The organism is Finegoldia sp. P3-F-LR, assembly GCF_052932165.1.
The window spans coordinates 1-6,942 of sequence record NZ_JBRFJE010000033.1; the positions used below are offsets into that span (position 1 = coordinate 1).

The following is a 6,942-nucleotide window of genomic DNA, read 5'->3' on the forward strand; positions in this document are numbered from 1 at the left end:
CAAACCAGCTAAGAACTTACCAAAAGCAGGTATTGAATCAGAAGCTATGATGATGGCTGCTGCAGCTTTATCTACTTTGGGTGGATTGTATGTTTCAAAGAAGAAAAAAGAAGATGAAGAATAAATTCTAGACCTTCTAAACAAGACAAACCAGCTAAGAACTTACCAAAAGCAGGTATTGAATCAGAAGCTATGATGATGGCTGCTGCAGCTTTATCTACTTTGGGTGGATTGTATGTTTCAAAGAAGAAAAAAGAAGATGAAGAATAAATTATAGATTTTAATTCTGTAGTTTATTGAGATGAAAATACCCGATCGTACGATCGGGTATTTTTATGTGCAAGAATATTTGATTTTCAAAACCACAACAAAAAAAGAGCCATGTTACAGGCTCGCGTTGCTTCGTTGAAGGTATTTTTTAAATTTTGTGAGTTCTTCTTGGTTATTGATTTGAATCCATTTGTGTGAGTAGTGTTTTTTCATGTTTGCGTAGTTTTCGTGTTTTTCTTTGCTGCGGCCGTCTATGAGTATCCATTTTATGAATTCAAAGTCAAGTTTTTCGGGGCAATTGTCAGCCATGCTTTCTCTGGTTTTGCCACGGTATTTGAAGTAGCGTTTGATGGCTCTTAGTAGACAATTGAATCTGTTGAAATTAAGAAAAACTATGATGTCAGAGAGTGCTAGTCTTTCTGTTTTCTTTAATTTGTCGTAGTTTCCATCTATTACCCAATCGTCTTGTTTCATAAAATTTTCTACTATGTTAATCGCTTCGTCAAGGTCTCGTTCTTGCCAATTTTCTGTGAGATTTACTTGATCGAGGTGAAGCAATGGAATATCGTATGTTTGTGATATGTCTTGTGCCAATGTTGATTTGCCAGAGGCTGAATATCCGATTACTGAAATTTTCACGTTTTTCTCCTTATTTTAATATGATCATCTTCTATTATTATATATAATAGTGGGGCTAATGTCACGTTACTATTTTTGCATTTGATGGTATAATGTATGTAGTGATTTTTTGCGGATTTTTATGTGTATAAAAGTCTTAATATATGTTAAAATAATAATTGTTAATTAGGAGATGATAAGATGAAGAGATTGATACCTATTGCGATTTTGGTTTTGGTGTTGACGACGGGTTGTTTGAGAAAACCAGAACACTACGAATCGATGAGAAATACGGAAGTAGCAGAGTCTGCGGAAAATGAGTCTACGGAACAAACTAAGCCTGAGGATTCAAAACCAGAAGAAACTGCAGAAAAGCCTTCTGAAGAAAACAACGATTCTAACAAACCAGAAGAATCTACTGAAAAGAAGACTATGAAGGTTACGACTGATGTTTTGAATATGAGAAGTGAAGCTAGTACGAATTCTGATGTTGTGACTAAGCTTAAGAAGAACGATGAGCTTAAGGTTATCGAAGAAACTAAGGATAGCGATGGTGCTACTTGGGTTAAGGTTGATTTTAATGGTCAAGTAGGTTTTGTTTCTAAGGAATTTTTGGGTGAGTAAATGATTGATATTAATAGCAAGATAATGGCGGACATGAAGAATGGTTCGAGCAATATGGATCAGGCTATTGCGACTGCAATTGAATATGCGAGACTTGGTTACAAGAAGGTTGTGAGTGCGTCGGAGATTTCCACTACGGGTAGGGTTCTGACTGCTGATGAAAAGCAACTTCTTATCGACAGGATTAATGATGAGCTTGATTACCAAAAGATTGATTTTCAGGTGTTGTCGGGCAATTTGATGAGCTGCGATCCTAAGATGATGGAATATTTTCACAATGATTTGATTAGTTCGATTAATTATTCCAGATATATTTTGCTTGAGCTTCCAAGTACAACTGAATACAAGGATTTGAATAAGTTTATCTACGATATCCAAATCAAAGGTTTTGTTCCGATTATCGTTCATCCGGAAAGGTGCAAATACGTCCAAGAAAATCCAGATTATTTGATTTCTTTGAAGGAAAGGGACTGTTTGGTGCAATTGGATATGAGTTCTGTGGTTAAGCCGAAGTCTAGCAGGTTGTTTAAGACTGCTAAGGAGTTGTTGGATAGACAAATGGTGGATGTTGTGGCTACGGAATCTGAAAATGCATATGAGGCAGAATATATTAGAGATGGGATTAAATCTCTTCATAAGATTATAGATTCGGATTATTTTGATTTGATTATGAGACTTAATCCACAACTTATCGTGGAAGATGAGAGAATAGACAGGATTCCTGTGTTAGAGAAGAAGAGCGGCGGGGTTTTGTCGAAGATTTTTGGTAAGAGGAGATAAGATGAGAGATAACTTATTTGTAAGAACTTTGAGAAATAGATTTGTGCCTATTGTTATGGTGGCACTTTTGTTCGGGATTGCGATGATTTGCTACGATGTTATGTGGGTGAGACCTGTGTACAGTGTGGATTCCAAGGTTGTGGTGAGTGCGAAAAGTGGCAACACTTCTACTACTCAAATAGAAACTGTGAAGTCTTTTGTTAAGTCTAGAATGGTGTTGACTGAAGTGAAGCAAAACTTGAAGTTGAGATCAAATGTTGAAGATTTGGGAAAGAAAACTAGCATTTCAGATGAAAATTCAAAGATTGTTAGTATAAATGTTGAGGATACTGTTATTCAACGTGCAAGAGATATTGCGGATGAATTGGCAGATATCACTGTGAAGAACGATGCAGATGAATACAGTGTTAAGGTGTTGGAATATTCTTCTGCTCCATTACAAGCTGTGTCTCCAAATTTGGTTAAGGACACTTTATTGGCATATGCTGTCGGATTTTTTATTTCACTGATAGCTTTTATGGTGAGGGAATCTCACGATGATGTCATGAGAGTGGGCACTAATGTTGAAGATTTGGGAGTAAATGTTATTGGGGATATTCCTTATGTTGATGAAAGGGGTGCGATGATAGATGAAGGATAAGACTTTGTTTAATGAACAATACAAATATCTAAGAACTAATGTGAAGTTCGCAGGGGCAAATATTAAGTCTATCGTGGTTACTTCGGGATTTTTTGGAGAAGGTAAGACTTCTGTGGCTGCTAACTTGGCGAAGAGCTTTGCGTTGTCCAATCACAAGGTTGTTATTGTGGATATGGATTTGAGAAGACCAAGTTTGAGAAATTTCTACGATATTGACACTGAAATCGGCGTTACAAATGTCGTTGTAAATAAGATGGACTACAATCTTGCGATAAGTCACGACGAATCGATATGGGATTTGGATATTATTCACGCTGGAGCTATTCCACCAAACGCAAATGAGATTATTTCAAGTGAAGCTATGAAGAATTTCATCCGTATTTTGGAAGATAACTACGATTATGTGATTATCGATACTCCACCAATCGAAGCTTATTCTGATGCTGTTGCGTTATCAGCGATTTGCGATGCGACTTTGTTGGTGTACAAGGTTGGAGAAACTAAGAAGAGCGACATCGAAAAATCAATCGATTCAATTAGAAATGTCAACGGCAATTTGATAGGACTTGTACGTATTAATGAAAAGTAATTATAGGCTGACTGATTTTACACGAATCAGTTGGCTTATTTTTTATAGAGAGGTAAATTATGATTGAAAACTTACGAGAAAAATCTCAAACGGTTTTGTTGAAGCCTTCTATAAGGGTTTTGTATCTGAGAAAACTACGAGATTCTGTGAAAAATCACAGGGAAGAGATAATCTCAGCTTTGAAGGAAGATATCGGAAAAAGCGAATACGAAGCTTTTATGACAGAGTATGCAACTGTGATGCAGGAGCTTAATTTCTTCATTAATAACACTGTAAAACTTGCACAAGCTAAGAATACTTCTTTTGATTTGCTGACTTTTCCAAACAAAACGGAAATCAGAAACAGAGCTTTCGGGGTATGTTTGATTATTAGTCCGTGGAATTATCCTTTTAATTTGAGTATGATTCCTGTGATTGATGCCATTGCCGCTGGAAATAGTGTTTATTTGATGATGAGTAGAAAAAATCCTAAGATTAGGGAACTTATGAAAGAGGTTTTGAAGCCTGTGGAGGATGTAGTTCATCTTGAAAATGACAAAAGCTACGATGAGGTGTTGGAAGAAGAGTTTGACTTCTATTTCTTCACTGGTAGCAAAAACAGAGGACGAGCTGTGTATAAAAAAGCGGCTGAGAATTTGAAGCCTTGTGTGTTGGAGTTGGGTGGCAAAAGTCCTTGTATTGTGGACAAGGATGTCGATTTACAAGATACAGCGAAGAAGATTTGCTGGGCGAAGTTCACAAATTCTGGACAAACTTGTGTGGCTGTTGATTATTTGGTGGTTGAAGAAAGCATCAAAGATAGGCTTATGCATTATATACTGAAGGAGATTGATGAGAATTATTCTGATATTTCAGAGATGTCTAGGATAAAAACGAAGGCAAAATACGATGAGTTCAGAAAAATTATGATGGATAGAACGGACAGAATCGGTGGGAAATACCACGATGATGAGATGATTATTGAACCGTGTGTGTTCACTGATGCGACTTTTAATGATGAGATAATGAAAGACGAGATATTTGGGCCTTTACTTCCTGTGATTTCATACACTGATATTGATGCGATGTTGATGCATATAAGAAGAATGGACAATCCGTTGGCTTTTTATGTGTTCACTAAGGACAAGAAATTGTGCGATTATATCACTAATTCTGTGGGATTTGGCGGAGGATGTATCAATGATTGTATGATGCACATCTCCAACAACAAGGCGCCTTTCGGTGGATTTGGGAATAGTGGACTTGGACATTACCATGGGAAATGGGGATTTGACACTTTTTCACACAAACAATCGATCTATGTTTCCAGAAAAGTCGACAATCCATTTAGATTCAAACCATTTACAGCCAAGAAGCTTAATTTAATGAAAAAATTCCTCGGCTAATTAAGACGAATACTACAAGATAAACCAATGAAATCAATGGGATTGAGATGGTAAATTTCTTCTTGTATAGTTTGTGTTTGAAGATTATCATGGAGCTCATTGCTCCGATGAAGCCTGCGAGTATACACAAGAGTATCAGAACATTTTCAGAAATTCGGTATTTGTTGTGAATGGCTTTCCTTTTATCTATAAGGAAGGCTAGGAAAGTTATTAAATTGATTATTAAAAAATATATACTAAACATTACATCACCCAAAATTATTGTACCATAAGGAGAGATATGAGATTAGATAGAATGCTTAGCGAGATGAAGATCGCGACAAGAAAAGAGATAAAACAAATGGTGAAAAAGGGGATTATCACGGTGAATGATGTGACTGTGAAGAAGTCTTCTGAGCATATAGATGAAAATAACGACGTGGTGAAAATCTACGATGAAGTTATTGAGTACAGAAAGTATTTGTATTTCGTGATGAACAAGAGAAAAGGTGTGACGAGTCATTCGAAAGATCCTATGCACAAGACTGTGATTGACGATATGGGAGAACTTTGTGTGTTTGATTTGAATCCAGTAGGAAGGTTGGATTTGGATACGACAGGGCTTTTGATTATAACGAATGATGGAAAATTTGCACACAATTTGATATCTCCGAAAAAAGATGTGTCCAAGAAGTACAAGGTTACTTTGAGAGATAAGGTTGATGAGAAATATAACGACACGTTTGAAAAAGGTATAAAGTTGATGCCGGAGGATATCATAACGAAACCTGCTACGATGGAAATTATCGACGATTATAATTGCTACCTTACTATAAAGGAAGGCAAATACCACCAAGTTAAAAGAATGTTCGAAAAAGTTGGCAATGAAGTTGTTGAACTTCAAAGAGTTCAAATAGGAAGCTTTAAGTTGCCAGAGGACTTGGAAGAAGGAGATTTCAGAGAACTTACTGATGAAGAACTCAAAATACTTGGATTGGAAGAATAATAAAGAAAAAATCTCAATTTAACTTAAAAGTTGAATTGAGATTTTATTTTGTGCGTCTTTTTTTGAGTACATATTTGTATAATGTGTCGAAAAACAAAAACAAAGAATAAGCACCAGGATCTATCACTCCAACAGAGAAAATCGCGTTGTGACGTGCTTTGCCTTTCTTAGCTGTCATTTCTGAAGTTTGTTCACAAGCCATCTTGCAATCTACGCTTATTTTTTTCATTAATCTAATTGTATTTTCATTTTTGTTTTTTTCGAAGCTTTCAGATGCAGCGTGAATGCAATCTAGCATTGTCTTGTCATTTAACTTGCAGTTTCCAACAAGTTTCACAGATTCAGTCGTGATTTTCAAAATTTCTCCGAACATTTCACGGTCGATAACATCTACATCTGTAAGATATGCTGAAACCTTATCACATACATAAGAATAGATAGGAGATGTTGCACCTTTTACTTTATATGTAAATAGAAATGATAGATTACTGAATTGTGTTGATAGGTTTTCTGATTTGAAATCAGGAAAAGTCGTAAAAAGCTCTCTAAATCCATTATTCAGGTTAGAACCGTGGTCTTTGTTGCTCAAATTCTCATCGAGCTTATTCAACAGAGAACAATTTACCATCAAACATTCCTGATACATAGAGAAAACTCTGTAAATATCATGATTTGTAAATCCCATAAGTACCTCCTTTCCTACTTAATATTATACATGATTACAGAAAATTTAAAAAAATTTCAAAAAACACTTGACAAGTATGATTTAGGAGCGTATACTGTAATAGTTGTCTGAAAGAGACGTAACAAAAACTTGATTAAGTTTACAAGAATTTAAAAAAGTTTTAAAAAAGTCTTGACAAGCTAAAAAAAGTATAGTATACTTTAATAGTTGTCACTTGAGGCAACGAAATAATTTAACAAAGAACCTTAATAAATTAAATAAAGTAAATACTTTGAGAGAAGTACAAACCAAACAATAATTCGGTGAGAATAAAAAAGCAAAAGTCAGCTGAAAAGCTAGCTTCAAACAAACATTAAATTGAGAGTT

General features: G+C 35.4%; 11 protein-coding genes. 8 read left to right on the forward strand and 3 right to left on the reverse strand.

Translation table 11 applies throughout. The annotated features are described in order from the left end of the window. Both ACU68U_RS08890 and ACU68U_RS08895 read left to right on the forward strand, forming a co-directional pair. Window positions 1-124 (forward strand): LPXTG cell wall anchor domain-containing protein (locus ACU68U_RS08890; protein WP_446763177.1); only part of this gene is annotated, 124 nt, incomplete at its 5' end. Next, complete coding sequence (locus ACU68U_RS08895) at window positions 121-270, forward strand: LPXTG cell wall anchor domain-containing protein (protein ID WP_446763178.1); 150 nt, start codon at window positions 121-123, stop codon at window positions 268-270. The genes ACU68U_RS08890 and ACU68U_RS08895, both read left to right, overlap by 4 nt. A 114-nt stretch (window positions 271-384) precedes the next feature. On the opposite strand, the gene ACU68U_RS08900 is transcribed toward ACU68U_RS08895, so the two are convergent. Then, complete coding sequence (locus ACU68U_RS08900) at window positions 385-909, reverse strand: DNA topology modulation protein (RefSeq protein WP_446763170.1); 525 nt, start codon at window positions 907-909, stop codon at window positions 385-387. A 180-nt stretch (window positions 910-1,089) separates the two neighbouring features. On the opposite strand from ACU68U_RS08900, the gene ACU68U_RS08905 reads away from it, so the two are divergent. The 5 genes from ACU68U_RS08905 to ACU68U_RS08925 are packed head-to-tail and all read left to right on the forward strand — an operon-like array spanning window position 1,090 to window position 4,906. Beyond that, window positions 1,090-1,512 carry an SH3 domain-containing protein gene (locus tag ACU68U_RS08905; protein ID WP_446763171.1) on the forward strand — a complete coding sequence of 141 codons (423 nt, stop codon included), beginning with the start codon at window positions 1,090-1,092 and terminating at the stop codon, window positions 1,510-1,512. Then, window positions 1,513-2,292 (forward strand): tyrosine-protein phosphatase, encoded by a 780-nt coding sequence (locus tag ACU68U_RS08910; protein ID WP_225560389.1) that lies wholly within the window; start codon window positions 1,513-1,515, stop codon window positions 2,290-2,292. A gap of 1 nt (window position 2,293) precedes the next feature. Continuing rightward, window positions 2,294-2,932 carry a YveK family protein gene (locus ACU68U_RS08915; RefSeq protein ID WP_446763172.1) on the forward strand — a complete coding sequence of 213 codons (639 nt, stop codon included), beginning with the start codon at window positions 2,294-2,296 and terminating at the stop codon, window positions 2,930-2,932. Further along, window positions 2,922-3,521, forward strand: a complete 600-nt coding sequence (locus tag ACU68U_RS08920; protein WP_094207647.1) for a CpsD/CapB family tyrosine-protein kinase — start codon at window positions 2,922-2,924, stop codon at window positions 3,519-3,521. The genes ACU68U_RS08915 and ACU68U_RS08920 overlap by 11 nt, the downstream gene beginning before the upstream one ends. Before the next feature lie 59 nt (window positions 3,522-3,580). After that, window positions 3,581-4,906: an aldehyde dehydrogenase family protein gene (locus tag ACU68U_RS08925; RefSeq protein ID WP_446763173.1), complete on the forward strand. Its 1,326-nt coding sequence runs from the start codon at window positions 3,581-3,583 to the stop codon at window positions 4,904-4,906. Here ACU68U_RS08925 and ACU68U_RS08930 read toward each other — a convergent pair. Continuing rightward, window positions 4,878-5,150, reverse strand: a complete 273-nt coding sequence (locus ACU68U_RS08930; protein ID WP_446763174.1) for a DUF1294 domain-containing protein — start codon at window positions 5,148-5,150, stop codon at window positions 4,878-4,880. The genes ACU68U_RS08925 and ACU68U_RS08930 overlap by 29 nt on opposite strands. A 36-nt stretch (window positions 5,151-5,186) precedes the next feature. Here ACU68U_RS08930 and ACU68U_RS08935 point away from each other — a divergent pair, with 36 nt between their 5' ends. After that, window positions 5,187-5,891 carry a pseudouridine synthase gene (locus ACU68U_RS08935; protein WP_446763175.1) on the forward strand — a complete coding sequence of 235 codons (705 nt, stop codon included), beginning with the start codon at window positions 5,187-5,189 and terminating at the stop codon, window positions 5,889-5,891. A 43-nt stretch (window positions 5,892-5,934) separates the two neighbouring features. On the opposite strand, the gene ACU68U_RS08940 is transcribed toward ACU68U_RS08935, so the two are convergent. Beyond that, window positions 5,935-6,576 carry a dihydroxyacetone kinase subunit L gene (locus tag ACU68U_RS08940; RefSeq protein ID WP_446763176.1) on the reverse strand — a complete coding sequence of 214 codons (642 nt, stop codon included), beginning with the start codon at window positions 6,574-6,576 and terminating at the stop codon, window positions 5,935-5,937. Between the last annotated feature and the right edge of the window lie 366 nt (window positions 6,577-6,942).

Excerpts from the sequence above, each read along its gene's own strand:
- ACU68U_RS08905 (WP_446763171.1), top strand. The coding sequence starts at position 1,090 with ATGAAGAGATTGATACCTATTGCGATTTTGGTTTTGGTGTTGACGACG.
- ACU68U_RS08910 (WP_225560389.1), top strand. The coding sequence starts at position 1,513 with ATGATTGATATTAATAGCAAGATAATGGCGGACATGAAGAATGGTTCG.
- ACU68U_RS08915 (WP_446763172.1), top strand. The coding sequence starts at position 2,294 with ATGAGAGATAACTTATTTGTAAGAACTTTGAGAAATAGATTTGTGCCT.
- ACU68U_RS08920 (WP_094207647.1), top strand. The coding sequence starts at position 2,922 with ATGAAGGATAAGACTTTGTTTAATGAACAATACAAATATCTAAGAACT.
- ACU68U_RS08925 (WP_446763173.1), top strand. The coding sequence starts at position 3,581 with ATGATTGAAAACTTACGAGAAAAATCTCAAACGGTTTTGTTGAAGCCT.
- ACU68U_RS08930 (WP_446763174.1), bottom strand. The coding sequence starts at position 5,150 with ATGTTTAGTATATATTTTTTAATAATCAATTTAATAACTTTCCTAGCC.
- ACU68U_RS08935 (WP_446763175.1), top strand. The coding sequence starts at position 5,187 with ATGAGATTAGATAGAATGCTTAGCGAGATGAAGATCGCGACAAGAAAA.
- ACU68U_RS08940 (WP_446763176.1), bottom strand. The coding sequence starts at position 6,576 with ATGGGATTTACAAATCATGATATTTACAGAGTTTTCTCTATGTATCAG.